Here is a 24,882-nt window from a genome sequence, read left to right on the forward strand (position 1 = left end):
AACGATAGCAAATTCTACGAGGCCGAAAAAGGCCGCGCTCGGGAGAAGACGCGAAAGAGCCAGATCATCGATGGGATGACCAACAGCAGGCCGAACGGCATCGTGTAGAGCACGAAGTCCAAGGTGGCGGGGGGCGCGGCGGCTTGGTGAAGGGTGAGGCTCGGGAAGATCAGATACGGATATTGCGAGAGGCCCCAGCCCGCGAGCAGAAAGGTCACTTGGGCGGCGGCGGCGAGGCGCGCGAGGCGGAAATGACGGAACAAGAGGGCGCCGCCCGAGGTGAGTGCAGCCAGCACGCCGGCGCCGACGACCAGCGCACCGGGCGACGAGGTCAGGCCGCCCCAGAGGTGCGGCGCCGCGACGTGCGTCAATGGCAACACCACGCCCGACAAGGCAACCACGAAGGTACCCGCGTACAGTGCCTTGCGGCGAAAGAGCTCGCGCAGCTCGCCCTCCGTTTCCAAGGTGAGGTACACCGCTGCGAGGTACGCGCAAATGGCCAAGGCGAGCGCGCCCATCGCCAGCGGCAGCGGCGCGAGCACGCGCAAGCCCGAGGACACGGCCCCGAGGGACATGCCCAGAAGCACCGGCGTGATGACGCTGGCGCCACCGAAGACGACGCCCCACGCCCGCGCATGCACGCGCTCCCCGAGATAACCGCCGTGCGCCCGAAAGACGAAGGCGCCGCCGCGCAACGTGATGCCCACGAGCACCAGATGAAACGGGCCGAAAAGCCCGATGCTCAATTCGGCATAGGCGCGCGGGAAGGCCGTAAAAAGAATCACGATGACGAAGATGAGCCACACGTGGTTCGCTTCCCAAACGGGCCCCATCGTGTGCGCGATCGCATCGCGCTGCTCGGCTTTGCGAGGGCCGCGCGCGAGAATGTCCCAAACGCCGCCGCCGAAGTCCGCCCCGGCGAACACCCCGTAGGCGATGACCCCCGCCAGCGCCAGGCCGCCCAACAGGATCTCATGCCCCATGGGCCACCTCCGTGCGGCGGGCCATGCGCCGGAGGAAGAACACCAAGGTCACGCCGAGCGCCGCGTACAGAAGCACGAACAGCGCGAACGTCAGCTCCACCCCGGCGGCCGGCGTCACGGCATCCCGCGTGCGCATCACCTTGAAGATGACCCACGGCTGCCGCCCCACCTCGCTGACCACCCACCCCGCCTCGATGGCGAGAAATCCGAGCGGACTCGCCAACACCAGCGCGGACAGAAGCCATTTCGGCGCCGTCCAGTCGTCGCGGGATCCCTGGCGGTGCGCCCGCCATCGCATCAGCCAATACCCGAGGCCCACCGCGATGAGGCCCATACCGCTCGCCACCATCACGTCGAACGCGATGTGCACCAGCGCCGTGGGCGGCCGCTCGTTGCGCGGAATGCGATCGAGCCCCGTGACCTCCGTGTTGGGATCGTGGCCAATCAACAGGCTCAGCGCGTAGGGGACCTCGATCCCGTAGCGCACCGTCTCGGTCGCATCGTCCGCGATGCCGCCGAGCATGAAGGGCGCCCCTCGGCGCGTCTCGTAGTGCGCCTCCATCGCAGCGAGCTTGGCCGGCTGGTGCTCGGCCGCCACGCGGGCGGAGATGTCTCCGCTGAGGAGCTGAAGCACCGCCGTTACGGCCCCCACGATCATCGCCAACCGAAGCGCCGAGCGGTGCTCGTCATCGTCCTTGCCGCGAAGGATGCCCTTCGCGTAGACGCCCGCGATCGCGAAGGCGACGGCCACGTACGCTGCCAAGGTCATGTGCAGGGACATCGGCAGCCACGAAGGGCTCTGAAAGGGTCCCCACGGATCGATGTTCACGGCGCGACCATCGACCAAGTCGAACCCGCGCGGCGCCTGCATCCACGCGTTGGCGGCCAGCACGAGCACGCCCGATGCGGTGCCGCTCAACGTCACCGCGAGCCCGCAGAACCAATGCGCGCGCGGCGAGATGCGGTCCCACCCGTAGAGGTAGAGGCCGATGAAGATCGCCTCCACGAAGAACGCGTAGCCTTCGAGCGCGAAGGCCGAGCCGATGATGCCGCCCGCGAACTCCATGAAGCGCGGCCAGAGCAAGCCCAGCTCGAACGAGAGCGCGGTGCCCGACACGGCACCGATGGCAAAGAGGAGCGAGGTCGCCTTGGACCACCGTTTTGCAAGCGCGAGGTAGTGAGGCCGGCCGGTGCGAAGATAGAGAGCCTCGGCCACGCACATGAAGCCCGGAAGCGCAATGCCCAGCGCTGCGAAAATCATATGGAAGCCGAGTGATACCTCCATCTGCGCCCGCGCGGCGGTGAGCGCATCCATGGGCCGGAGTTTGCGGCCTGTTTCCCTCGCCGACCAGCCCCTAAACATGGGTTGGTCAATCGAAGGACCAGGAGGTCTCCTTGGGAAACCCTAGCTACGAGGCGTTCGCTGCTGTAACACTGAGCAACGTGAACGCGGAAAGCTCTGCGCCTCTGGTCTTGATCGTCGACGATTACGAGGACAGCCGTTACATCTACGTGCACGCGCTGACGGCCGCCGGCTACCGCGTCGAGGAAGCCGAAGATGGCCAGCAAGGGCTGGACAAGGCCTTCCACGAAACGCCCGATGTGGTGGTGATGGACTTGTCTCTACCGATCCTCGACGGCTGGGAAGCCATCCGCCGCCTTCGCAAAGACGAACGCACGCGCCACGTTCCCATCGTCGCGCTGACCGGTCATGCCGACGTCGAAGGCGACGACAACCCGGGCTTCGATTCGCTCCTGGTCAAACCGTGCTCACCGGACGCGCTGACCGAGCAGGTCAAAACGCTACTCGCCGGTACGAAAGGTCGGGAAGGGGCATAGGCTCCTCGGTGCTGTCGGGCCCCTCGCCCACCGTGCCCTTGGGCACCGGCATCGAGTACTTCGGGACGTATTCGCCCACGCCGGCCTGCGACAAATCGTACCGATCTGGAGCCGACGGCGCGAGCGGCGCCCAGAGGTCGCCGAGTTTGCGCACGCGTGCGGGCACGTTCTCGAGGCGGAAGGCCTCGATGGAGATGCCCTCGGCAACCTCCGCCCAGGTGACCGGCGTCGACACCGTCGCGCGCGGCATCGGCCGCACCGAATACACCGACGCGATGGTGCGCCCCCACACGTTCTGATTGTAGTCGATCAGCACGCGCCCCGGCGGCCGCTTGGCAATGCGGGATTCCGCCGTGATGATCTTCGGGTGCCGCTCCGCCAGATCGCGCGCCAGATCGCGCGCGAAGGACCACACGTCCTGCTGCGTGGGCCCGCGCACGATGGGCACGAACACGTGAAGCCCGCGCGAGCCGCTCGTCTTCACGTAATTGGGCATTCCCAGCGCAGAAAGCGCTTCGTGCACGACCAGCGCCACCTCGCACGTGCGCTCGAAGGTCGCCTCGCCCGGGTCCAAATCGAAATGCAGATAATCGGGACGCTCGATATCGTCGGCGCGCGCGTACCAGGGATTCAAATCGATGCATCCGAGGTTGATCATCCACGCCAGGGTGGCCACATCGCCCACGATGGGAAATTCGATGACCCCCGCCCCCGTGTGCTCGATGGGACAGGTGCGGATCCATTTGGGGCGCGGCGCCGGCGCTCTCTTCATGAAGAAGAATTTCCCACTCATCCCATTGGGATAGCGCTTCATCACCATGGCGCGCTGGTCGGTGTGCGGCAGCAAAACCGGCGCAACGTCGAGGTAATATTGGAGCAATGCCCCTTTGGTGATGCGGCCCAGCGGGAAGAAGACCTTCTGCAGATTCGTCAGCCGTACGCGATGCCCGGACAACTCCAGCATCGCTTCGCTGCGATCGATGGGGATGCGCGGAATCGGCTCGTCCGAAATCATGGGCGCCGGCTGCGTGCTCGACGCGGGCGGATCCTCGTGCAGCGAATTTTCCGCGGCGTACACGATGCCGCTAGCTTGCCCTGTATTTTCCATGGTGGCATATCGTCCAAAGGGATTCGGCGACTCTTCGCCCGAATGCGCGGTCCCCCACCGCTCTTCCGCTGTGAGCCGAGTCTGTTGCTTCAAGGTACGTTTCCCCGGAAGTCGTACAGTACTGCCCTGTAGACCTTCCTCTTACTTTTGAATGCATCCCTCTTGCCAGCCGGGAGGCTTTCATCTTTCTGACGAAGTGAGGTATGGCGTCCGCCGGCAGCTCGCGAAACGGGTCAGCCTCGTGGAAAGGTGCCCGCATGGCTGCCACATATGTGCAAAAACGTCCCGCTCGTCCTGGCCAGGGCGTTATCATTTGCACAGCGAAGAGCCACGGATCCGTCCGCAATCACGCCACACTTTTGCGGCCCATGAGCACGGACACGACGGCCAATGCGAGGAACGCGAAAAAGAGAATCTTCGCAATCCCCGCTGCCCCGGCAGCGATCCCGCTGAATCCTAAAATGGCGGCCACGAGCGCGACGACGAAAAAGACGGCAGCCCAGTACAGCATGGCTCCATGCCTTTCGTTTTGGCTTGAGTAACGGTCGCCCCTCCCGATTCACTGGGAGGCGGTGCAGCTTGCGTGCCTCAGCGCACCTTGCGCACCACGACACTGCCGATCGAGTAGCCCGCACCGAAGGAACAGATCAGCCCAATGTCCCCTTCGACCAAGCCTTGGCGGTGCTTGTGGAAGGTGATGATGGAGCCGCATGAGCTGGTGTTCGCGTAGTCCTCGAGCACCGAGGGCGCTTCCTCGGCGGTGGCGTCGCGGCCGAGGAGCTTGCGGGCGATCCATTGGTTCATGGTGGCATTCGCCTGGTGGAGCCACATGCGGCGCACGCGCTCGGGCTGGATGCTCAAGCTGTCCAGGTGTCCGGCGATCAGGTCGGCGACGAGCGGCGAGACCTCTTTGAAGACTTTGCGGCCCTGCTGGACGAAAAGCTTGTCGGCGTCGTCACGGCGCTCGGGGGCGGCGCGGTTGAGGAAACCGAAGTTGTTGCGAATAGCATTCGAATACCGCGTCGACAGGCGCGTGCCGAGGATCTCGTACGCCTCGCGCGGGCGCCGGTCTTCTTTGGAATCGAGTGACTCGACGATGACCGCCGTGCAGGCATCGCCGAAGATGAAGTGACTCTCGCGATCGCGGAAGTTGAGATGGCCCGTGCAGATCTCCGGACTGACGACGAGCACGCGGCGCGCGCTGCCACCGGCCACGAGATCGTGTGCGACGTTGATACCGAATGTCGCCGACGAGCAGGCGACGTTCATGTCGAAGGCAAACCCGCCACTTTTGGCGGATAGCGCTGCCTGCACTTCGACGGCGACGGCGGGATATGCTCTTTGCATATTGGAACACGCGACGATGACGGCATCGAGGTCGCCGGATTCGAGCCCCGCCTGTTCCAGCGCCTCGCCGGTCGCCGCGAGCGCCATTTCGCATTGCAGCGAATGGGCGTCGACCGGACGCTCGGCAATGCGCGGCGCCATGACGCGCGGGTCGAGAATGCCTTCGCGGTCCATGACGTAGCGGCTGCGGATTCCCGACGCATTGACGATGAATTCCGCGCTGGAGCGATCGAGCGCTTTGATCTCACCGCGCGCGATTCGGTCGCGGTTTTTCTCGTTCTCGGCGTCCACGTACGCGTTGAACGACGCCACGAGCTCCTCGTTGGAAATCGATTGGGGCGGGGTGAAAAGGCCAGTGCCGGTAATCGCGATGGATGACATTCTGATATCGTCTCTAAAGCAGGTGTAGGTGCCATAATCAACGGGCATATCGGCCGTGTTCGTTCTATGGTGGCGAGCATGACGCATCCGTTGCGCCGTACGCCATTTTTTCTTCTATTTCCGCTGCTCGCCGCGTCGACTGGGTCGTGCACTTCGCACCAGACAGACGACGAGCGACTCGTCGCACTCCACGTTCCCGTGGGTGTGCAAAACGCACAGAATGAAGCGCAACGCCTGCGGGACATGGGCTTCGACGTCGTCGAAGGCTCGGAGCATGGCCCGTCGCTGGACATCATTGCGACGCACGGCGAAATGGACCGTCTGCACGAGCTCGGCTATCAGGCCGAGATCACGGGTGTTGGCGCGCCGCTCAAGAGCACGGGCACTGACGCAGTGCCCTATCCTACGTTGTCCGAAATGCTCACGACGTTGCACGACATCGAGACGCAATATCCGGACATCGCCAAGGTGGTCGACCTCACCGAGAAATACGGGGCGCCGCTCACGGCCAACGGGCGCCATCTCTTTGCATTGAAGATCTCCGACAACGTCGCCCAGGACGAAGACGAGCCCACGTATCTTTTGGTGAGCAATCACCACGCACGCGAGCTCGGGCCGCCGGTGGTGGCCATGTTGGCGGCGGAAAAGCTCACGAAACAATACGCGACGGACGAGCGAATCAAGCGAGCGGTCGACTCGACGGAAATCTGGATTGCACCGACGTGGAACCCGGATGGCCTCGAACACGTTCACACCGTGGATAATTTTTGGCGCAAGAATCGGCGGCCCAATACGGGTGGCAGCTTCGGCGTCGATTTGAATCGCAATTATCCCTTCTTGTGGACGAGTTCCTGCACCGGCAGCAGCAGCCCCAGCTCCGACGTCTACAAAGGTCCGGGCGAGGCGTCCGAACCGGAAACGAAGACGATGGTCGCGTGGTCGACGGATCGGCACTTCTCCAAGGTGCTCGATTTTCATTCCAGCGGGCGGGAAGTGCTGGTCAATTATTCCTGCGCGAGCTTCGCGTTGACGGACTACTTCCAGACCATCGGAACCGAGCTGTCGCACCAAATGGGCTACGACGGCAGCACGCGCCGGCCTTCTTCGCAGGGCGAACACCCCGATTGGCAACTTGGCAACCTGTCCAATTTGGCATTCTTGGTGGAGATCAATACGCAGTTCCAACCGCCGTACGCGTCCGCGCAGGCGGAGGCGGAGCAGATCTGGCCGGGAATTCTCTGGCATTTGGAGCGCCCCACCCCCTTGAGCGGTCACGTGACCGACGCCGAGTCGGGAGCGGCCGTGGCCGCCACCGTGCTCGTCAAAGAGGTGCCCTATACCCAGGGTGAAAAGAACTCCAGCGGCGGCCCCTTCGGTCGCTACCAGGCGTACCTGCCCGCGGGCACGTACACCGTGGAGGTCTCCGCCTCGGGCTACGAGACCGCATCACGTACCGTCACCGTCACCGCCGACGGCGAAGCCACACTGGACGTGGCGCTGACGCGGACGCCATAGCCTCCCCCACCCCAACCCTCCCCCGGAGAGGGGGGGAGCCGAAACGTCGATTCCGCCATATCGGTCTCCTCCCCCTCAGGGGGGAGCCGAAACGTCGATTCCGCCATATCGGTCTCCTCCCCCTCAGGGGGGAGCCGAAACGTCGGTTTTGCCATATTGGCCTCCTCCCCCTCAGGGGGAGGGAGAGAAATCGACGGATCGCGGGAGGGGGGGCTAACGCCGTTTTTCCGGGTCGCCGAAGAGGGACAATTGGTTTGCGGGGGCCTCTTTGGGCTTCTTCTTCCGCGGGGGCTTCGGCTCCCGCGGGGGAGGCTCCAGGGCCTCCGTCTCCTCGCGGTGGCCCGTTTCGACTTGGGCGGCGAACAACGATTGGACGGCGTCGAGGCGATCGGCGTCTTCGGGGGCTTTGTCGTCGCGGATGCGGACGATGCGCGGGAAACGCAGCGCGAAACCGCTCTTGTGGCGCGTCGAACGCTGGATGCCGTCGAAGGCTACCTCGAGGACGATCTCGGGTTTGACGATGCGCAGTCCACCGTGGCGCTCCAAGGTGATCGCTTCGAGTCGCTGCGTCATCTGGTCGATTTCGACATCGGTCAGGCCGCTGTAAGCTTTGCCCACGTTGACCAGCGCGTCGTCCTTCCACACGCCGAACGTGTAGTCCGAGAGAACGCCGGCGCGCTTGCCGTGCCCTTCCTCGGCCGCGGTGATGACCACGTCCAAGGTCGCGAAGGCGCGCTTCACTTTGATCCACGCCTGCCCGCGCCGGCCCGCGTCGTAGGGAGCATCGATGCGTTTGAGCACCACGCCCTCGTGCCCGCGCGCGCGGGCCTGCTCGAAGGCGCGATCGAGCTGCTCGGGCAATGGCGCCTCCGTTCCCAGGCGAACCGCGGGGTTGATCAGAAACGCCGCCCGCGGCCCGCGCTGACCGGAGAAGCGGTCCATCGCGTTGCGCCGTTCGAGCCATGGGAGCGAGAGGAGATCGCCCTGGCCATCGTGCAACATGTCGAACGCCACGAACGTCACCGGCGTCTTTTCGAGCATGTCCTCGGTGGGCGCCAGACGCCGCAACCGGGCCTGTAGCGCTTGAAAGGGGCGCGGGCGCCCGTCGGGGGTCATCACCACCAGCTCGCCGTCGAGCGCCACGTCACCCTCGATCGCGCGAAAGGCGTTCACCACCTCGGGAAACGCCGTCGTCACACGCTCCAACCCGCGCGCGAACATGGCCACATCGTCGCCCGATTTGTGCACCTGCGTGCGCACGCCATCGAGCTTGTCCTCCAGGACGAAGGCCGACGCATCCAGCGGCTGCACCACCCCCTCGAGCGGCGTCGCCAGCATGTACGCCACCGGCCGGCCCAACTCGAACCGCGCCTCGCCGAGACGGCGCTCCTTCGCCAGCACCGCCACGGTGCCGGGATCCGTCACCAACGCCATCGCGCGCCGCACATCGTCGATGGGGACGTCGAACGCGCGCGCCATCGCCGCCTCCGTCACGCCACCGAGTGCGCCCACGCGCAGTGAGCCCAGGATCACCTTGGCGAGGTACGTCGTTTCCAGCGCCGTCGCCCGCGAGAACACGCCCTCGAGCAAGGCGAGCTTCTGCGACCGGCTCCCCGTGCTGGCCAGCGCATCGAACATGGCGGCCACGTCATCGAGCGAGACCTCGGCGCCTGCGGGATCGCCTCCGTTCTTCTCGTGCTGCTCTTGCACGAGAAGCCCGAACGCCTCGCCGAGATCCCCCGTTTGGCGTGCAGTCTCCCACACCTGCGCGGGGGATGCGCCGGTTCGCTGCACGATCAACTCGGTCATCAGCGAGCCACCTACACCGAGCGAACGCCCATCGCCCACGGGCAGCGTCCGGCCCGTGGCGATGCGGGCGGCCGTGGCCAGCTGCGGGCCGTCGAGCTCCCGAAAGGCCCCCGCCAGCGCTTGCTCTTTCGCAATCCGAGAGCGCGTCGTTTTCGCCGCGTCGAGGGCCGCCGCTAGCGACCGCACACGCACTCGAATTTCTTGATCGACGGCTGCGCGCAGTCGGCGCGCACCAGCCACTCCTCGCGGTAGCCGTTCGCCGAGGGGATCCAGCGCGTCGTGAAGTGCCGCATGCCGATGGTCACCACGCCCGCATCGTCGACCGCCATCGAGCTAGGGTACAAGACGTCGTAGCGCGCGGGTGCGACGAGGCTCATGTCACCGCACGCGGTGATGCGCACCAAACCGCCCGTGGTGAGCACGAGCATCGTCTCGGGCGATTCGCTCACGAAGGTCTGCGAGGCGCCCCCGAGATCCACCCACGCGCCCACGCGCCAGGTGTTCGAGCTGCTGTCCGGCGAAAGGCGGATGACCCGCCCTTTCGAGATGCCGCTCTGCGCGAGGCCGGTGATGGCCACGGGCACGCCCCCGAGCTCCGCGAAGCCGATGACGTTCTCCTCCGAGAGCCGCAACCGCCGCTCACCGGCCGCGCCGAACCACCAGAGCGCGCCGCCGTGCTCAGCCCCGTCGAACCCGACGAGAAAGCCATTGTCGACGGACTTCACCCGCCGCGTGCCCTTGCCGGGCAGCGGAAACGGCAGCGGATCGTCCACCGGGCGCCGGTTCGCCAGCGCGATTTCCACGTCGCGTGCGCCGCGCTTCACCACCCACTCCCGACGCGACAGGTTCCCGCACTTGAGCGCGAGCGGATCGGGCGCCGCCGGCAACGCGACCCAGCCCATCGGCGGCGGCACATGCGCCACCGGCTCACGCCGCGGCACGCGCGTGGGGCATGCGACCTTCGGCGCGGCGCCGCCCCCACCGGCTGCGGCCACGAACGGCGGCGAGATCGCCCCCGGCACCATCGACGCGGGCGCCGCTTCCCCGACGGGTACGCTCGATTCCGTCGTGCTGACCGGATCCGGAAGCGGCGCCGCAGGTGGCGGCCCCTCCGCCGGCGGATCGCACGCGCCCAAACCAACCGCCCCCAACAGAAGCACCGAGAGAACTGCAGAAAATCTTACATGCATCGTCATCGTCAGAGCCGCGGCCTATGCGGCTCAGTATCTCACTTCGCGCACCGGAATCCCATGCTCACGCGCGAGTACCACGGCTCGTAGAAGTCGCGCGCCGAGCTGCGTTGCCACACGCCCTCGCTCAAGAACCCACCGCCACGCCCCACGTAGGCCTCACCCTCCGTCGGGCCCCTCGGATTGTCGTTGGGCGAACCTTGATAATAGGTTGCGCTGTACAAATCCGAAGTGAACTCCACGGCGTTGCCCGACATGTCGAACAACCCGAACGGGCTTGCCCCGGCTGGCTTGCTTCCCACCGGCGTGGGACCACCGCCACACTCCAAAAAATTGGCGTGCGCGCAGTCGATCGGATCGTTGCCCCACGGGTACTTTCGCCCGTCGGTGCCGCGGGCCGCGTATTCCCACTCGGCCTCGGTGGCGAGGCGTTTGCCCACCCAATCGCAATAGGATTTGGCCTGCCCGAAGACGATGCAGGCCATGGGATGGTCGGGGTTCACACACGGGTCCCAAGCACACTTGGGAAACGTGCACTTTGCATCTTTGACGCAGCCGAGGTACTGCGCGAGCGTCACCTCGTACTTGTCGATGGTGAAAGCGCTCACGTGAACACTGTGCGGCGGATCTTCGTCCGGTTTGCATTCCTGATCGACGGCGGGATTGCACCCCATGGTGAAGGTGCCCTCGGGGATGTCGACCAGTGGATTCGGCACCATTTTGGCCGGATCGGCGTCCGAACACGTGGGCGGGTAGCCGGGCGGCTCGTCCTTACCGCTTCCACTGTCCTGATTCACGATGTTCGTACCGCTTCCACCATCCAGATCGTCCGAGGCCTTCACCGAAGGACTGCCGCACGCGGCGCTGTAAGCGACCGCAAATCCGAGCGATACCGCGAAGAGGAAATATAAGCCGCGACCCATGGGCCCTCGTTTCGAATGGCATGCACAGCAACTTGCGAACCATGCTGCGCGTCGTGCTCGTTATGATGCTCGTGCACGTCTTCGGGCTCGGGCTCGACGTGTTTCCCCGCGAAGCCCGTGGCATTTCGCCAGCTCGTGGCGATCCGTCACGCGTTGGCTACGGCTCCCCTACACTGGCCTCGACGATGTCGCGGGTCGTACGGTAGCGCCGGTAGTACCCCGTCACTTTGGACACGTATTGGCGCGTCTGCGCATACGGTGGGATTCCCCGAAAGCGCTGCACCGCTTCTTCGCCGGCATTGTACGCCGCCACCGTGAGCTCCAAATCACCATTGAAGGCATTGGCCAGAATGCGCAATAGCCGCACGCCGCCAAAAATGTTCTCGCGCGGATCGTGAATGTCACGCACCTGCAACCGATCCGCCGTATCGGGCATGAGCTGCATCAAGCCCCGCGCCCCCGCCACGCTTATCGCGCGCGCGTCGTAGTCGCTCTCCACCTTGATGACCGCACGCACCAGCGGCTCGGGGATCTGGTAAAGCGTCGCCGCCTGGCGGATCCATTCGTCGTAGCGGGTGAAGCGCTGCAGGTTCTTGTCCTGCGGAGCAAACGCGGCGGTGGTCGGCTTGTTGACGCGGATGGCCGCGCTAGCGCCCGCAGGCGCAGGCGAGGTCGCCGCTTTTCGATTCGCGAAATGGATGACCCCGTTGGCGTCCTTGTACTGGAAAATCTCGGCCGATGCGTCACCGCCCAGGGAAAAGGCGAACGCGAGAGCCATCAGCACGGGAAGCACGCGACCAGCAGGATTCATTGAGAGCTCGGCACCTGGAAAACGACCTGACGGAGAAGGTTAGCGGATTGAACAACCCTTTGCGCTAGGATGATCTTCCGCACATGGACTCGTACGTCCTTCTTGGGGCCACCATCGTTTTCGCGGTTTACCTGATCTTCCGGTTCCGCCCGGCTTTGTCGGGCCTATCGCGTGGAGGAGCACGCAGTGCTGCGCGCGCAGCGCTGAAGGACGCGAAGACGCGGCTCGACGCCGCCAAGACCGACGAAGAGCGCGCGCTCTGCCTCGGCGACGCGGGCGATGCCAGCGCGAGCGCCGGCCGCACCAACGGGGCCGTCGGCTACTACATCCGCGCCATGCGGCTCGATCCGCGCTCGGCCGCGCTGATCGAGCGCGCGGCGACGCACCTGGAGGAGCACCCGCACGCGCTGGAGACGTTGCTCTGGCGCCGCCTCGGCGCAGAAAGCTGGACGGGCCCCACTGCCGCCCCTGCGCACGCCGCGCTTCGGCACCTCGCAAAGCTCTATGCGCACGGGGCGCTGCGGCAGTCAGTGCGCGCACGCGTCTTTCGCAACGCGCTCGCAGCCGTCGCGCCCTCGACGGAGAGCGAAGAGGCTAACCCGGCGCCCAGAGCTGGGTTGGCAACGCGTGACGATGGCTCAGCGCCAGCCAATCCATGAGCACCGCCACGGTGACGTGCACCAAGAAGCCTTGGTAGATGCTCTTGGTCCGCATGCTGAGTGAGCCCAGCGCAATGCCGGCCACGATGGCCCCATTGGCCTCGAGGTACGGCTTGCCGTAGTGGATCATGCAGTAGGGCACGGCCATCGCGAAGATGGCGCCCGAGCCAAAGCTTTTTCGCAGCGCCCCCAGCCACCACCCGCGGAAGAAGATCTCCAGGGCGAAGAACTGCGCCATGTACATCCCTTCCCACAAGAGGAAGTCGCACCAGCTGCGCGAGCTCTGTTTGTAAAAGGGATAGTACGTCCCGAAGTCCGGGTTGCGGCTGACGATCCACATCGCCGGCAGGACGACGGCCAGGAACAGCCCATAGATCCACGCATGCTTGAAGAAGCCGCGCGTGCGCAGGCCGAAGTCGAGCAGCGAGTCCTCGCGAAAGGCGATCTTCCATACCGCGAAGGGCACGAACACGTAGCCCACGACGCGCGCCGTGACCCACCAGGCGAAGCCATAGAGCTCGTCGTACTTGGCGAGCTTGAACGCGCCCGGGTGCGTGAGCTCGAAATCGGACAGGTACGGCTTGATGACCTCGTCGAAGAAGAAGCGACCGCCGTAGTAGTCCTGCATCGTCAAGACGAGGGCGCAGAGAGGCAGCGCGACGAAGGGGCGCAGGTCGGTCACCCCCAGCGAGAGCATGTGCCCGCGGTGCTCGTGCGCCTCCTCGTCGAGCTCGCGCCATGTCTTGCGGAAGAAGAGGTAAATCAGCGGCAGAACGACCAGCAGCGCGGGCACGGGGAAGAACACGTGCCCAATGCGCGCCAGGGTGCTCGTGCCGCCGGTCGCGAGGGCATCGGCGGTGTGCGGACGGAGGAACAAGTCAGGCCTTGGGTGCGGCGGCTTCCGCGCGCTCGGCGTGCTCACTAGCCCGGCGAAGGCGCGCGAGCGACACGTCCTTGCCGAGGACGGAGAGCACTTGGAACAGGTCCGGCGATTCACCGCGTCCCGTGAGGGCCACGCGCACCGGCTGCCCGATGTCCTTCATGCCGAGCCCCCGCCCCTCGACCCAGCGCACGATGGTCTGGCCGAGGTTTGCCTCCGTCCACTCGTCGACGGGGGCGAGAAGCTCGGCGAGGCCGCGCAGGTTGGCCGCGTGCGCCGGCACGAGGAACTTGCGCGTCGCCTTCTCGTCCATCACCGGTTCGGCGCGGAAGAAGTAATCGAGCCGGTCCGCCGCATCGACGAACGTCGTCGCCCGCGGCCGCACCGTGAAGGCGGCTTGCTTCACGCGCGCCACGTCGAGGCCCGTGAGGCCGCGCTTCTCCAGGAACGGCAGCGCGCGGGCGGCGTATTCGTCGTCGGGCATCAGCTCGGGCGACTTCATGTGCTCGAACTGCACCGCCGTGAACTTCTTCGGATCGAACTTGCCATCGGCGCGCCCGCTCGATTCCCACGAGAACGACTCGACGAGGCTCGGCACGGAGGAACCCGCAATCGGGCGCACGCTGAAGATCTCCTGGTCGCCCATCGACCAGCCGAAACGCACCAGGTAGTTGAGCACCGCCTGCGGCGAGTAGCCGTCGTCGCGGTACTGGAGCACGTTCACGGCGCCGTGTCGCTTGGAGAGCTTCTCGCCATTGGGCGCGAGCATCATGGGCAGGTGCGCGAAGTCGGGCACCTTGGCCTCGAAGGCCTGGTAGAGCAGGATCTGCGGCGGCGTGTTCACCATGTGATCGCGACCGCGGGCGACGAGGGTCATCTGCATGAGCATGTCGTCGACGACCGCACCGAAGTTGTAGAGCGGCACGCCATCGGAACGAACGAGCACGAAGTCCTGCTGCGCGGCGTTGGGCGTGGTCACCTCGCCGAAAACTTTGTCGACGTAGGTGATGCTGCCCTCCGTGGGGGCCTTGAAGCGGATCACGAACGGCCGATCGGGTTCGTCCGTGCGCGTGCGGCAGGTGCCCGGGTATCGGAACTGCGCCTTGGGGTCCTTCGCCTTCAACTCGGCGCGCGCCGCGTCGAGTTCTTCTTTGGTGCAATAACAGCGAAAAGCTTTGCCCGCCTTGATCAGTGCCTCGGCGTGCTCCTTGTAGATGCCCAAGCGCGCCATCTGCTCGTACGGGCCGAAGTGACCGCCGACTTCCGGCCCTTCGTCCCAATCCATGCCGAGCCATTTCAGCGAGTCGAGAATGACCTGCTTGCTCTCGGGCGTGGAGCGCTCTTGGTCGGTGTCCTCGATGCGCAGGACGAAGGTGCCCCCGGTTTTTCGGGCCCAGAGCCAGTTGAAAAGGGCCGTGCGGACGCCACCGATGTGAAGATAACCGGTCGGCGAAGGAGCAAAACGGACGCGGGTCGACATCGCGGACGGACTGATAGCACGACCGCCACTTGCGAGCCCCCGGGAAAACCGCTAAGGATGCGCGCTCCGGGGCAGCCCGGAATCCTCAATGACCGCGTAAGTCATCTTACGCACCCTTCCGAAGGAGAATCACTCATGAACGCACCCGCACGCAAGACTGGCCCCCTCGCTACCGTCAAGGCGAAGTTCGGTGACAAAGAGAAGCTCGTGGCCGCGGTGAAGGAATTCACCACCGACGACCTCTGGGTCTCGCGCACCAACAAGGACAAGGGCCTCGACCACGTGTCGAACGCCAAGCTTCTGCGCCTCCACGCGACGTTTTCGGCGGTGAAGGAGCAGTTCGGCTCGCGCGCCAAGCTGATCGACGCGATCCTCGAGCTGGAGAAGCGCACCAAGGACGAGGGCTACAAGACCCGCCTGTCGGCCTACCCGGTTCCGCGCCTTTACGATCTCTTCCGCTCGACCAAGAAGCGCACGCAGCCGAAGACGAAGGCGACCACGGCCGAGAAGAAGGCCGCCGCGGCCAAGAAGCCCGCCGCCGCTCCGAAGAAAGCCGCCCCGAAGAAAGCCGCGGCCAAGAGCCCCGCCGCCAAGAAGGCGGCCGCCAAGAAGAAGAAGTAAGCCTTCGCTTAATCCTTGAACGAACGAGGTCGAGAACGACATGGCCCAGGAATTCAACGTTCGAAACGAGTTCTTCTGCGACGAAGACACCTTCTGGGACGCGTTCTTTGCCGAAGAGTTCAACCGTAGGCTCTTTTTCAACGAGCTGAAGTTCTCGGAGTGGAAGCGCCTTTCCTTCAAGGACGAAGGCACAGGCGCTTCCCGCAAGGTGGCCCACACGTTCCACGCGCAGCCAAACCTTGCGGGCCTGCCCGGGCCCATCAAGAAGCTCATGGGCGACCGCTTTGCCTACGAGGAAACGGGCAGTTACGACGGGGCGACGCGCAAGTACACCTTCAGCAACCAGCCGAACACGTTGGCCGACAAAATCGCGTGCCGCGGCGCGCTTTTCACGGAAAAGCTCGGGGAAAAGCACATCGTGCGCGTCGCCAAGGTGCACATCGAGGTGAAGGTGATGATGGTCGGCAAAATCGCCGAGGAGCGCTTCCTTGCCGATATGCAGGCGTCGTACGCCACGGCCTCGACCTTCACCGAGACGTACCTGAAGGAAAAGGGCCTCTGGTCGAAGTAGCCGGGATCTTACCGGCGGGTAAAGCACTGTAAAGCGGCGAGCATTCGCGTCCCTTCGCACGTCAGACTTGGCGAAGGAGATTCGAACATGATTCGCCGCTTTTTCGTTTTTGGGCTCACGCTTTCGGCATCCACCGTGCTGGCCTCGTTCGGGGCCGTGGGTTGCAGCGGCTCCGTCGTCGACAAGCCGGCCGAAACGGCCGCATCGACGCAAGCCATCACCACGACGAGTGAGCACGGCCCCGTGAGGATGCTGGCCGACGCGCTCGGAAAGGTGTCCTTGCGCGATGCGCAGCGCACCGAGATTCAAAAGCTGTTTGCGGAAGCCGATGCGCGCCACACGACCGCGAAAGAGCAAGGCAAGGCCGGTCGCGCGGATCTGATGAATGCCGTCGCCGCGCAAGTGGAGAAGGGCAAGATCGATCGCACGGCGCTCGCGCCCAAGGAGCAAGCGCTTGCAGCGACGTGGAAGACCGCACGCGACGCCGACCGCGCGGCCATCGAGAAGCTGCACGACCTTCTCGACCCCGCCCAACGCGTGGCGCTGGTGGATGCGATCCAAGCGAACAAAGGCGACGGCGGTCACGGTCGCGGCCACTGGGGCAAGCATCACGGGGGCGACGGCAAAGAGCGATTCGACAAGCTCGCCGACGAGCTGAAACTCAGCGACGATCAGAAAGCGAAAATCGGCGACGCCCTCCGCGCCGAACGCAGTGCGAAGGGCGACCCGCCGCACCACGACCACACGAAGGTGAGCGCACTGTTCGAAGCCTTCAAGGGCGACAGCTTCAAGATGGACGCCGTGGCCCCTCCGACGACGGAGTTCCACGACCCCATGGCCCGTGCAATTCACCTCGCCGAGATCGCGGTGCCATTGCTCACCCCCGAGCAGCGCACCACCCTCGCCGCGAAGATCCGCGAAAAAGCGCAGAAGGCGGACTGACTTTCGAGCGCCCCGACGTCCCGGCCCCCTCCCCCGGAGGGGGAGGGTTGGGGTGAGACAACGCCCCGCGCTCAGCGGCCGAAGTCCTCTCTATGACCCTCGCCCGCGAGCTCCCCCTCCCCTGCCCTCCCCCGGAGGGGGAGGGAGACTGACGGCTCTCGCCGCCAAGGGCGAGCCGCCGCTCCCAAGCGAAGATCCGCCAGAAGGCGCAGAAGACGGATTGACGATCGAGCAAACCGACGTCCCGGCTCCCTCCCCCGGAGGAGGAGGGTTGGGGTGGGGGGGAGACAACGCCCCGCGCTCAGCGGCCGAAGTCCTCTCTATGACCCTCGCCCGCGAGCTCCGCCGTCATGGGACAATGCCGGAACGCATCCTCTTCCGTTACCTGCGCGCCAAACGTCTCGGTGCGAAGTGGCGCCGGCAGCACCCCATTGGACCTTACGTGGTCGACTTCTACTGCCACGCGGCTCGACTCGTCGTCGAGTTGGACGGTGATAGCCATGGTTCACACGAGCGGCGGCAGCACGATCTCGAACGGGATGCGTGGCTGCGAGACCAAGGGCTGCGGATTCTCCGCTTCACGAATCGTGATGTGATGCATCGCTTGGAAGGCGTTCTGGAAGTGCTTTGGCGCACTACCCTCCCCCTCCCCTGCCCTCCCCCGGAGGGGGAGGGAGACTGACGGCTCTCGCCGCCAAGGGCGAGCCGCCGCACCACGCGAAGATCCGCGGAAAGGCGCAGAAGGCGAACTGAACAGGTCAAGCAGGATATACGGTGATATCTTCTGGAGCATGGGTGCCACCGCTCCGCGAAGGTACAAGTTCGAGGACTATCTCCTCGTGGAGGAGATGAGCCCGAACGTCAAACACGAGTTCTTCGACGGAACGATCTACGCGATGGCGGGTGGGTCGCCGGATCATGCGGCGATGGCCATGAGCGTCGGAGCGCTCCTCATCGCGCAGCTGGGGGATAAGCCGTGCGGGGTCTACAGCTCGGATTTGCGTATTCGTGTCCCGGCAACGGGGCTGGGTACCTATCCAGACGTCAGCGTCATCTGCGGCAAGATCGAGCTCGACCCCGAAGACCCAAAGAAGCACACGGCAACCAATCCGACACTCCTGGTCGAGATCCTCAGCCCTACGACCGAAGAGTACGATCGGACCGACAAGCTCGCCCAATACGAGCAAATCGAGTCGCTGCAAGAAGTCGTCTTCGTCGCGCACGACACGCGTTGCATCGAGGTCGTGCGGCGCATGGACGACTCCTGGAAGCACTTCGAATACACCGAAGGCGAAGCGGAGCTCTCGTCCATCCAATGCAAGCTGCCGCTTGCGAGAGTCTACCGAGATCCTCTGGCTACGGCCTGAGGTAGCGCGTGCCGATCACGAGGTCGCGGCTCGAGCCGCAGAAGGCGAGCTGATCAGCTGTATGTGATATACGTTGCCTATGGCTGCTGTAGCTCCGAATGACTACTCGTTCGCGGACTATCTCGACGTCGAGGAAAGGAGCCCCGACGTTAAGCACGAGTTCTTCGACGGAACCATTTGGGCGATGGCGGGAGGCACCATCGAGCACGCGAGGGTCAGCGCGAACATCGTGTTCATCTTGTCAGCTCAACTTCGTGGCCGAGCTTGCACCGTATACACATCCGACTTGCGCGTCAGTGTGCCCGTCACCGATGTGGCAACGTACCCCGACGTAACGATCATCTGCGGACGAGTCGAAGTAGACGCGCGCGATGCTTCGAGACGCACGGCTACGAATCCGACGGTGGTCGTCGAGGTACTGAGTCCACGGACGGAGAAACATGACCGTGGCAGGAAGCTCGAAAATTACAAACGAATCGAGTCACTCCAGGAGATCGTCTTCGTCGCGCACGACACGCGTCGCATCGAGGTGGTGCGACGCTTGGGCAGCACCTGGAAACACTTCGAATGCGTCGAAGGAGAAGCCGAGCTCGCGTCGGTGCAATGCAGGCTGCCGCTCGCGGAAGTCTACCTGGACCCCACGGCCTAAAGGTACCGCGTGTAGATCACCAGGTCGCGGCCCGCGGCGTAGAAATCGCGGAGCGTGGCGGCGCACGTGTAGCCGGTGGCCTCGTAGAAGGCACGGGTCGCCGCATAGGCCTCCCCGCCCTCCGTTTCCACGCGCACCAAGCGCGCGCCCGAGCGCGAGAGCTCCGACTCCATGTGCGTGACCAAGGTGCGGCCGACGCCGCGGCCTTGGAACGAGGGGGCGACGGCGATCCAGTACAGATCGTACGTCCCCTCGGTCATCGGTGTCGGCCCGTAGCAAATGTACCCGCGTACCCCGTCTTCGATGTCAACCCAGACGACGTAATCGCGATCACCGGCGAGGCAAGCGTCGAGCAGCTCGATGGCCACGTCGGCCTCCTCGCGCGAGAACTCCGGCGTCGCGCGAATCAGCTCGATCAAGGGCGCACGATGCTCGGGCGCGAGAGGCTTCATCATCCCTTGCGCGACAGCGAAAGAGGCGCCGCCTTGGTGGCACTGCGGCGCCGCACGGCGTAGCGCACCACCAGCTTCAGCAACGCCGGGTAGTCGATCCCCACGGCCGCCGCCGCGCGCGCCATTCCCGCGTTGGGCGACAAATCGCAATTGGGATTCACGTCGACCACGTACGGCACACCGCTCGGCGCGAGCCGAATGTCCACGCGCCCATAGTCGCGCAGCCCCAATGCGCGGAACGCATCCACGGCCACACGCCGCACCCGTGCCGCCACGCCCGCGGGCAGTTCCGGATTGTGCACCGGCTGCGTCCCTCGGTCCTCGGGCGACCCCGTCTTCCACTTCGCGTCGTACGAAACGATGCGCTCCGCCCCCTCCGGCAGCGCCGAAAAGTCGATCTCGCACAGCGGAAGCACCCGCGCCGCGGGGAAGCCGAGCATCGCCACGTTCAACTCACGCCCCGCGATGTACTGCTCCACCAGCACCGGCTGCCGATGCCGCTCCAGCGTCTCCCCCACGGTGGCGCGCAGTCCCGTCTCGTCGCGCACCACGCTCCGCTGCGTGATGCCCACCGAGCCGTCCTCGTGAACCGGCTTCACGATCGCCGGAAACGGCAGATCGCAAGGCTCGTCCGCACGCGTCAGCACGCAGCCCGGCGGCGTCGGCACCCCGGCGCGCTGCAGGCTCGCCTTCACGCGATCCTTGTAGAGTGCACGGCTCAACGCCTCGGGCGGCGAGCCCGTGCACGGGATCCCCAAGGTCTCCACCACCAGGGGCACCGCGCTCTCCAGCCGCGCATCGCCGGCCAGCGATTCGCACAGATTGAACACGCAATCGGGCTCAATCTGCAGGAGCCGCTCGCGCAGCGTCACCAAATCGCCGTCGACCGCCACGAGATGCGACTCGTGGCGCGCGTCGGCGAGCTGGTCGGCCACGATGCGTGCCACCACCTGCACATCGGCGCGGGCGGCATAACCTGGGTCCCCGTCGGGGGACGCCTCCTCGTAGTCCGTGTTGTGCACCACGGCGACGCGCACGACCTTGCGAGACGGACTTCCCACGGTCACGTTGGTAGGGCAATCTCACCCTATCTTTTCATGAAGGGTCAAGACCAGATCCGAGACACTCCTTCGCTTTTGCCGTCGCCCGTGCAGGCCGCGTGGCTCGTCGCCGCCAAGGATCTGCGCATCGAACTGCGTACGCGCGAGATCGTCACCACGGCTGGATTCTTCGCCACACTGGTCGCCATCATGACCAGCGTGGCGTTTCAGTCGGGCGCGGAAACGACCCGGCGCATCGCCCCGGGCGCGGTGTGGCTTTCGGTCGCGTTCTCCAGCGTGCTCGCGCTGGGCCGCACCTGGCAGCGCGAGCGCGAAGACGGGGCCCTCATCGGCCTTCTGGTCACCCCCATCGCGCGCGCGTCCCTCTTTCTCGGCAAGGCCATCGGCGTCTTTGCCTTCGTGCTCGCGGTGGAGGTCATCGTCGTCCCCGTGGTCGCGCTTCTTTTTCACATCGACCTGCCCGATGTGATCGGGCCGCTCTCGGTCGTGCTGGCCCTTGGCACCCTCGGCGTCGCCGCCACGGGCACACTTTTCGGCGCCATGACGGTGCGCACCCGTGCCCGCGACCTGGTCCTCGCCACCGTCCTCTTCCCCCTTCTTTCGCCCACCCTGGTCTCCGGCGTCGCCGCGACCCGCGACATCCTCACGGGCCTCCCGCTCAGCGAGATCACCGACTACCTCATCCTCCTCGGCGCATTCGACGTGCTCGCCCTCCTCGGCGGGCTCACCTTGTTCGGCGCCTTGATCGACGAGTGACGATTTAGATCGCCGCCGCCACCCGCGCGGCTTCTTCGCGCAAGGTACTCTCGTCCAAGGCGGTGCCCGCAGCTTCGCCCACGACCCAGAAGCGATCGCGGATTTGGCCGCCGCCCGCCTTGGGCACGAAGCCGTAGTTGCGGTGTTCCAGATCGGCCCCCGCTTGCGACAAAAGCTCGTACGCCGGGGCGCGTGGTGCGTCCAGGACCAACGCGTCGGCGCGCAGGGACTTCGTCGATTTGCCTTTGCGAACGGCGACCTCTTTCACGATGGAGCCACCGCTCGCGGAGATGGGCTCGCCCTTCACCACGGTGACGCTCACCTCGTCCGGGGCCATCTTGCGGAGCGCTTCGGCGTACACCTCGCCGAAGGGCCCGCCGCCCTCCGTCACCACCACGGCGATGCGGTAGCCCACCGTCACACCATGCGCGAGGAAGCCCAACGCCGCCCGCGCGCTCATCACGCCGGGCAGATCGTTCCCCTCGAAGGCGAGCACTCCATCGTGCGCGCCCGTCGCAAGCACCACCGCGCGTGCGTCGATGACCTCACCGCCCTCGGGACCGACCACCAGCACATCGTCTTTGAAGATGCCGCCCGCTGTGGTCGACAGACGCAAACGCACCTTGTGATCGCGCACGGCCGCCTCGAAGCGCTCGCGGAGCGCACGCCATCCTTCGCCCGCCAGGCCCAACGCCAGCGCCGACCCACCGAACGTCACCGCGTCGTCGACGACCTCCACCTTGCGCCCGCGCGCTGCGAGTTCCAGCGCCACCAGCATGCCCGATGGCCCCGAGCCCACCACCACCACATCCGCCTCGCGACGCTGCGCTGGGCGCGGGGGAGCCACGTCCGTGGGCAGCTTGCCCAGACCGGCCACGCGGCGGGCGAACGCCATCATCACTTTGTCGAGCCCGAACACGCCGGCGAACAGCTCGTGGTGGTTCATCCCTTGCGGAAAGAACCAGTCGGTCATTTGCAGCAGATCGACGTTGCGCGAGCCCAGCGTGTTTTGCGACTTGATCTCCATCTTGTCGCGCGCCGCAATCATGCAGGTCATCACGTTGGGCACGCCGTCTACCCGTGCAAGGCAGCCATCGCAGGCGGCACGCAGGCATGACGGACCGCGCGGTCTGTGGAACTTCGGGCTGCGCGCGAGCGCCAAATGCCCTGCTCCGACCAAAGAAACGGCCAACGGCTCCCCTGGGGAAGCCGGAATTTCCGTTCCGTCGAATGTGAGATGAATGGGCGATGAAAGTGGTGCAAGGCGACCGGCCATAGGACGAAGTTGAGTGTACACTCGACATCCCTTCGATGCGCCTTGGATTCCTTGGTCCCATTCTTTCTTCTTCCTCCGCGGGCGCCTCCGGGAACGAGACCACCACGGCCCTGGAGACAGCGTCGGGTTTCTTGCTCGGCAAGCACCGCGTCGGCCGCGTCATCTACCTCGGGGCGGACGACGCCCTCGAGCACATGGTGGAAGCCTGGGCGCGCCGACTCGTGGGTGACGATCCCACGGACGACGCCGCATGGCGCCGCGCCGCCCAGCTCGCCGCAAGCGGCAGCCCGGAAGACATCGACGCCTTCGTCAAAGGCGAGCGCATGCGCCTGCGACTGCGCTCGCTCGAGAGCCTCCCACACCGCATTTTGCGCACCATGGAGATGGTGGGCGACCGCATCGCCATCTTGATCCACGACAAGGAGCTGCTCGACGAAGAGGACATCTTCGCCGCAAGCCTCCTCATCTACGGCAAGAGCGACGTCCCCCTCGTGCGCAAAATCGGTGGTCGTTTCTTCATCACCCCGGGTGTGCTCGGTCCCCGCGGAGGCATCTGCGTCCTCGACGACACGGGGGACGAAATCTCCGTCGCCGTGTACAACATGGATGGCGAAGCCGTGCTCCACGAACGACTTGCTCTTCCACGCGCCTCACGCCCGCGAGCAGGAACAGCCCCGCAAGCGGGGCCTGGGACCCATGGCGGAGCCCCACCCGGCGGCGTCTCCGGGAGGCCCGAGTGAGCTCCGAGCTCGTCGCCGTCTTCGGCGGGAGCTTCAACCCGCCGCACCTCGCCCACGTCATGACCGCGCTGGTCGTGCTGAGCACCCACCCCGTCGATCGCGTGTTGGTCATCCCGACGTTCGCGCATCCCTTCGCCAAGCAGCTCGCGCCCTACGAAGACCGCGTCCGCATGATCGAGTTGGCCATGGCCGGCATCGCACGCGTCGAGATCTCGCGCGTCGAAGAGACCCTCGGCGGCGAAAGCCGCACCCTGCGCACCTTGGAGCATTTGCAGAGCGAACACCCCTCGTGGAACCTTCGCCTGGTCATGGGCGCCGACGTGCTCGCGGAGACGCCCAAGTGGTACGCCTTCGATCGCATCGCCAAGCTCGCCCCGCCCATCGTGCTCGGCCGCGCCGGCTTCGAATCGGCGGCCGCGCCCACCCCTATTTTGCCGGCCATCTCGAGCACGGACATCCGCGCGAAGGTCGCGCAAGGCCGGTGGACCGAGCTCGATCCCATCGTCCCGCGCACGGTGCTCGAGTACATCCGCGAGCACGGGCTCTACGAACATGGCTGCTAAAAGACTCTCCGTTTACATCTTCGGTGCAGGCAAAGTCGGCGTCGCCCTCGCGAATGCCCTCCGCCGCGCCGGCGTGCGTGTCACCCTTCGCGCCGCGCGTGCGGGCCTCCCCACGCGCCGCATCGACGCCGACCTTCTCGTGCTCACGGTCCGCGATCGCGATTTGACGCCCACCGCATCGCGCTTCGCGGAAGCCGGCATCGTCTCGCGCACCACCGGATGCGTGCATGTTGCAGGCGCCCAACGCGCCGAGGTGCTCGAGCCCCTGCGCGCCGTCTCCGCCGGCATCGCGCAGATGCATCCCATGATCTCCTTCGCCTCGTTGCATCGCTTCCCGGCGTTGGTCGGAGGGCACGTGCATCTACGAGGAGATCCCGGCGCCATCGCCCCCGCCCGCCGCCTTATTAAGGTGCTCGGCATGGTCGCACGCACATTCCCCGACCTCGACCCCGTTGGTTACCACGCCGCCGCGGGCCTGGTCGCCAACGGTGCCGCTGCACTGGCAGCCGTGGGTGTCCGCGTGCTGGCCACCGCCGGAGTTCCCCCCGAAGTCGCGCCCCAAATGCTGGGCCCTTTGCTGCACAGCGTCGCAGACAACATCATGCAATTGGGTTTTCCCGACGCCCTCACTGGCCCCGTCCGCCGCGGAGAATCTCAAAGTGTTTCCCGGCATTTGGAGGTCCTTCGCGCGCGCCTGCCCGACGCCGTGCCGCTCTTCGTGGCCGCGGGCCTAGCCCAATTGCCATTGGCCCGCGCCCTTGGGGAGGCGGCAGACGCCTCGTTTGACGCCATCGAAAAGGTCCTTCGTGACGCAGCGAATGTGGCACCCACCCCGTCCACTGCATCGGTGTTCACCTCTCCGGCAGCGGAAACACCCGGGGAATAAAAGTGTCCCCGTTATCAATTTGTCATTTCTGAGGCTTGCGGAACAAAGCGCCGACGGTAATCTCTTTCTATCT

At 65.5% G+C, this 24,882-nt stretch carries 27 protein-coding genes; 12 read left to right on the forward strand and 15 right to left on the reverse strand.

The features are described from left to right. Positions 1–14: 14 nt before the first annotated feature. Entirely contained in the window at positions 15–983 is a 969-nt protein-coding gene (locus tag LVJ94_42170; protein WXB03498.1) for a cytochrome d ubiquinol oxidase subunit II, read from the reverse strand. After that, positions 973–2,298 (reverse strand): cytochrome ubiquinol oxidase subunit I, encoded by a 1,326-nt coding sequence (locus LVJ94_42175; GenBank protein WXB03499.1) that lies wholly within the window; start codon positions 2,296–2,298, stop codon positions 973–975. Before LVJ94_42175 ends, LVJ94_42170 begins: the two co-directional genes overlap by 11 nt. 128 nt (positions 2,299–2,426) lie before the next feature. Between LVJ94_42175 and LVJ94_42180 the strand changes: the two genes are divergently transcribed. After that, positions 2,427–2,822 carry a response regulator gene (locus LVJ94_42180; GenBank protein WXB03500.1) on the forward strand — a complete coding sequence of 132 codons (396 nt, stop codon included), beginning with the start codon at positions 2,427–2,429 and terminating at the stop codon, positions 2,820–2,822. On the opposite strand, the gene ligD is transcribed toward LVJ94_42180, so the two are convergent. From ligD to LVJ94_42195, 3 genes are all read right to left on the reverse strand, one after another. Further along, positions 2,779–3,930 carry a non-homologous end-joining DNA ligase gene (ligD, locus tag LVJ94_42185; GenBank protein ID WXB03501.1) on the reverse strand — a complete coding sequence of 384 codons (1,152 nt, stop codon included), beginning with the start codon at positions 3,928–3,930 and terminating at the stop codon, positions 2,779–2,781. The two genes, LVJ94_42180 and ligD, sit on opposite strands and share 44 nt — an antisense overlap. A 346-nt stretch (positions 3,931–4,276) precedes the next feature. Next, positions 4,277–4,441, reverse strand: coding sequence for a DUF1328 domain-containing protein (locus LVJ94_42190; GenBank protein ID WXB03502.1), 165 nt, complete (start codon positions 4,439–4,441; stop codon positions 4,277–4,279). 77 nt (positions 4,442–4,518) lie between these two features. After that, positions 4,519–5,658, reverse strand: a complete 1,140-nt coding sequence (locus tag LVJ94_42195; protein ID WXB03503.1) for a beta-ketoacyl-ACP synthase III — start codon at positions 5,656–5,658, stop codon at positions 4,519–4,521. A gap of 78 nt (positions 5,659–5,736) precedes the next feature. Here LVJ94_42195 and LVJ94_42200 point away from each other — a divergent pair, with 78 nt between their 5' ends. After that, entirely contained in the window at positions 5,737–7,173 is a 1,437-nt protein-coding gene (locus LVJ94_42200) for a carboxypeptidase regulatory-like domain-containing protein (GenBank protein WXB03504.1), read from the forward strand. Positions 7,174–7,386: 213 nt separating this feature from the next. Here LVJ94_42200 and LVJ94_42205 read toward each other — a convergent pair whose 3' ends face one another. From LVJ94_42205 to LVJ94_42220, 4 genes are all read right to left on the reverse strand, one after another. Then, the gene (locus tag LVJ94_42205; GenBank protein ID WXB03505.1) at positions 7,387–9,168 is read right to left on the reverse strand and encodes an ATP-dependent DNA ligase; all 1,782 of its coding nucleotides are present in this window, start codon (positions 9,166–9,168) and stop codon (positions 7,387–7,389) included. Continuing rightward, positions 9,156–10,172, reverse strand: a complete 1,017-nt coding sequence (locus LVJ94_42210) for a hypothetical protein (GenBank protein ID WXB03506.1) — start codon at positions 10,170–10,172, stop codon at positions 9,156–9,158. The genes LVJ94_42205 and LVJ94_42210 overlap by 13 nt, the downstream gene beginning before the upstream one ends. A gap of 38 nt (positions 10,173–10,210) precedes the next feature. Beyond that, positions 10,211–11,095 (reverse strand): formylglycine-generating enzyme family protein, encoded by an 885-nt coding sequence (locus LVJ94_42215; protein ID WXB03507.1) that lies wholly within the window; start codon positions 11,093–11,095, stop codon positions 10,211–10,213. Between the two features lie 157 nt (positions 11,096–11,252). Beyond that, the gene (locus LVJ94_42220) at positions 11,253–11,906 is read right to left on the reverse strand and encodes a lytic transglycosylase domain-containing protein (GenBank protein ID WXB03508.1); all 654 of its coding nucleotides are present in this window, start codon (positions 11,904–11,906) and stop codon (positions 11,253–11,255) included. Between the two features lie 83 nt (positions 11,907–11,989). Between LVJ94_42220 and LVJ94_42225 the strand changes: the two genes are divergently transcribed. After that, positions 11,990–12,565 carry a hypothetical protein gene (locus tag LVJ94_42225; protein ID WXB03509.1) on the forward strand — a complete coding sequence of 192 codons (576 nt, stop codon included), beginning with the start codon at positions 11,990–11,992 and terminating at the stop codon, positions 12,563–12,565. Here the strand turns inward: LVJ94_42225 and LVJ94_42230 are convergent. Together LVJ94_42230 and gltX are read right to left on the reverse strand one after the other, a co-directional pair. Continuing rightward, positions 12,501–13,442: a CPBP family intramembrane metalloprotease gene (locus tag LVJ94_42230; protein ID WXB03510.1), complete on the reverse strand. Its 942-nt coding sequence runs from the start codon at positions 13,440–13,442 to the stop codon at positions 12,501–12,503. The two genes, LVJ94_42225 and LVJ94_42230, sit on opposite strands and share 65 nt — an antisense overlap. 1 nt (position 13,443) lies before the next feature. After that, positions 13,444–14,925: a glutamate--tRNA ligase gene (gene gltX / locus LVJ94_42235; GenBank protein WXB03511.1), complete on the reverse strand. Its 1,482-nt coding sequence runs from the start codon at positions 14,923–14,925 to the stop codon at positions 13,444–13,446. A 135-nt stretch (positions 14,926–15,060) separates the two neighbouring features. Between gltX and LVJ94_42240 the strand changes: the two genes are divergently transcribed. The 3 genes from LVJ94_42240 (at position 15,061) to LVJ94_42250 (ending at position 17,059) form a co-directional block, all read left to right on the forward strand. Next, positions 15,061–15,546 carry a hypothetical protein gene (locus LVJ94_42240; protein WXB03512.1) on the forward strand — a complete coding sequence of 162 codons (486 nt, stop codon included), beginning with the start codon at positions 15,061–15,063 and terminating at the stop codon, positions 15,544–15,546. A 40-nt stretch (positions 15,547–15,586) separates the two neighbouring features. Further along, a complete protein-coding gene (locus LVJ94_42245) occupies positions 15,587–16,117 on the forward strand; it encodes a DUF2505 domain-containing protein (GenBank protein ID WXB03513.1) in 531 nt (176 codons plus the stop codon). Between the two features lie 87 nt (positions 16,118–16,204). After that, a complete protein-coding gene (locus LVJ94_42250; protein WXB03514.1) occupies positions 16,205–17,059 on the forward strand; it encodes a hypothetical protein in 855 nt (284 codons plus the stop codon). Between the two features lie 301 nt (positions 17,060–17,360). Here LVJ94_42250 and LVJ94_42255 read toward each other — a convergent pair whose 3' ends face one another. Then, complete coding sequence (locus tag LVJ94_42255) at positions 17,361–17,561, reverse strand: hypothetical protein (protein WXB03515.1); 201 nt, start codon at positions 17,559–17,561, stop codon at positions 17,361–17,363. 289 nt (positions 17,562–17,850) lie between these two features. On the opposite strand from LVJ94_42255, the gene LVJ94_42260 reads away from it, so the two are divergent. Continuing rightward, entirely contained in the window at positions 17,851–18,426 is a 576-nt protein-coding gene (locus LVJ94_42260) for a Uma2 family endonuclease (protein ID WXB03516.1), read from the forward strand. Positions 18,427–18,505: 79 nt separating this feature from the next. Continuing rightward, entirely contained in the window at positions 18,506–19,075 is a 570-nt protein-coding gene (locus LVJ94_42265) for a Uma2 family endonuclease (protein ID WXB03517.1), read from the forward strand. Here the strand turns inward: LVJ94_42265 and LVJ94_42270 are convergent. Together LVJ94_42270 and LVJ94_42275 are read right to left on the reverse strand one after the other, a co-directional pair. Continuing rightward, positions 19,072–19,530, reverse strand: coding sequence for a GNAT family N-acetyltransferase (locus LVJ94_42270; protein ID WXB03518.1), 459 nt, complete (start codon positions 19,528–19,530; stop codon positions 19,072–19,074). The genes LVJ94_42265 and LVJ94_42270 overlap by 4 nt on opposite strands. Further along, positions 19,527–20,588 (reverse strand): D-alanine--D-alanine ligase, encoded by a 1,062-nt coding sequence (locus LVJ94_42275; protein ID WXB03519.1) that lies wholly within the window; start codon positions 20,586–20,588, stop codon positions 19,527–19,529. Before LVJ94_42275 ends, LVJ94_42270 begins: the two co-directional genes overlap by 4 nt. A gap of 36 nt (positions 20,589–20,624) precedes the next feature. Between LVJ94_42275 and LVJ94_42280 the strand changes: the two genes are divergently transcribed. Next, a complete protein-coding gene (locus LVJ94_42280) occupies positions 20,625–21,344 on the forward strand; it encodes a heme exporter protein CcmB (GenBank protein ID WXB03520.1) in 720 nt (239 codons plus the stop codon). 4 nt (positions 21,345–21,348) lie between these two features. Here LVJ94_42280 and LVJ94_42285 read toward each other — a convergent pair whose 3' ends face one another. Next, positions 21,349–22,620 carry a 2Fe-2S iron-sulfur cluster-binding protein gene (locus tag LVJ94_42285; GenBank protein WXB03521.1) on the reverse strand — a complete coding sequence of 424 codons (1,272 nt, stop codon included), beginning with the start codon at positions 22,618–22,620 and terminating at the stop codon, positions 21,349–21,351. A gap of 35 nt (positions 22,621–22,655) precedes the next feature. On the opposite strand from LVJ94_42285, the gene LVJ94_42290 reads away from it, so the two are divergent. From LVJ94_42290 to LVJ94_42300, 3 genes are read left to right on the forward strand one after another with little or no spacing between them, the layout of a single operon-like run. After that, entirely contained in the window at positions 22,656–23,360 is a 705-nt protein-coding gene (locus LVJ94_42290; protein ID WXB03522.1) for a hypothetical protein, read from the forward strand. Continuing rightward, complete coding sequence (nadD, locus tag LVJ94_42295) at positions 23,357–23,923, forward strand: nicotinate (nicotinamide) nucleotide adenylyltransferase (GenBank protein ID WXB03523.1); 567 nt, start codon at positions 23,357–23,359, stop codon at positions 23,921–23,923. The genes LVJ94_42290 and nadD overlap by 4 nt, the downstream gene beginning before the upstream one ends. Further along, entirely contained in the window at positions 23,913–24,809 is an 897-nt protein-coding gene (locus LVJ94_42300) for a DUF2520 domain-containing protein (protein WXB03524.1), read from the forward strand. The genes nadD and LVJ94_42300 overlap by 11 nt, the downstream gene beginning before the upstream one ends. The last annotated feature ends 73 nt before the right edge of the window (positions 24,810–24,882 follow it).

The sequence above is a fragment of the Sorangiineae bacterium MSr11367 genome (genome assembly GCA_037157805.1).
GTDB classification, from domain to species: domain Bacteria; phylum Myxococcota_A; class Polyangia; order Polyangiales; family Polyangiaceae; genus Pendulispora; species Pendulispora rubella.